Genomic DNA, 1,338 nt, shown 5'->3' with positions numbered 1-1,338 from the left:
GAAATCAACGACTCGAGGAAACAATTTCCTCTCCCCATCACAGCTCAGCCTTATGAGTGCCGGATTTGCCTAACACTCAGCCTTACTGCTTGGACGTGCACTCCAACAGCACGCTTCGCCTATCCTACTGCGTCCCCCCATCGATTAAAACGATACTAGGTGGTACAGGAATATCAACCTGTTATCCATCGCCTACGCCTGTCGGCCTCAGCTTAGGACCCGACTAACCCAGAGCGGACGAGCCTTCCTCTGGAAACCTTAGTCAATCGGTGGACGGGATTCTCACCCGTCTTTCGCTACTCACACCGGCATTCTCACTTCTAAGCGCTCCACATGTCCTTGCGATCATGCTTCGACGCCCTTAGAACGCTCTCCTACCATTGTCCAAAGGACAATCCACAGCTTCGGTAATATGTTTAGCCCCGGTACATTTTCGGCGCAGTGTCACTCGACTAGTGAGCTATTACGCACTCTTTAAATGATGGCTGCTTCTAAGCCAACATCCTAGTTGTCTGGGCAACGCCACATCCTTTTCCACTTAACATATATTTTGGGACCTTAGCTGGTGGTCTGGGCTGTTTCCCTTTCGAACACGGACCTTATCACCCATGTTCTGACTCCCAAGTTAAATTAATTGGCATTCGGAGTTTGTCTGAATTCGGTAACCCGAGAGGGGCCCCTCGTCCAAACAGTGCTCTACCTCCAATAATCATCACTTGAGGCTAGCCCTAAAGCTATTTCGGAGAGAACCAGCTATCTCCAAGTTCGATTGGAATTTCTCCGCTACCCTCAGTTCATCCGCTCACTTTTCAACGTAAGTCGGTTCGGTCCTCCATTCAGTGTTACCTGAACTTCAACCTGACCAAGGGTAGATCACCTGGTTTCGGGTCTACGACCAAATACTCAACGCCCTATTCAGACTCGCTTTCGCTGCGGCTCCACATTTGCTGCTTAACCTTGCATCAGATCGTAACTCGCCGGTTCATTCTACAAAAGGCACGCCATCACCCATTAACGGGCTCTGACTACTTGTAAGCACACGGTTTCAAGTTCTCTTTCACTCCCCTTCCGGGGTACTTTTCACCTTTCCCTCACGGTACTGGTTCACTATCGGTCACTAGAGAGTATTTAGCCTTAGGAGATGGTCCTCCCAGATTCCGACGGAATTTCACGTGCTCCGTCGTACTCAGGATCCACTCAAGAGAGAATATGTTTTCGACTACAGGATTATTACCTTCTTTGATTCATCTTTCCAGATGATTCGTCTAACATGTTCTTTTGTAACTCCGTATAGAGTGTCCTACAACCCCAACAAGCAAGCTTGTTGGTTTGGGCTCT

1 other annotated feature (only partly in view) is annotated in these 1,338 nt (G+C 48.9%).

Features of this window, described 5'->3' with window-relative positions:
- Positions 1-1,338 (bottom strand) — a sequence feature (most likely nonfunctional fraction of RNA operon) (it extends past both window edges: 1,514 nt to the left, 411 nt to the right).

The sequence above is a fragment of the Curtobacterium sp. NPDC098951 genome, assembly GCF_044759965.1.
In the GTDB taxonomy this organism is placed as follows: domain Bacteria; phylum Actinomycetota; class Actinomycetes; order Actinomycetales; family Microbacteriaceae; genus Curtobacterium.
The sequence above is the reverse complement of the archived record's forward strand: the minus strand, read 5'-3'. Positions and strand labels throughout refer to the sequence as shown.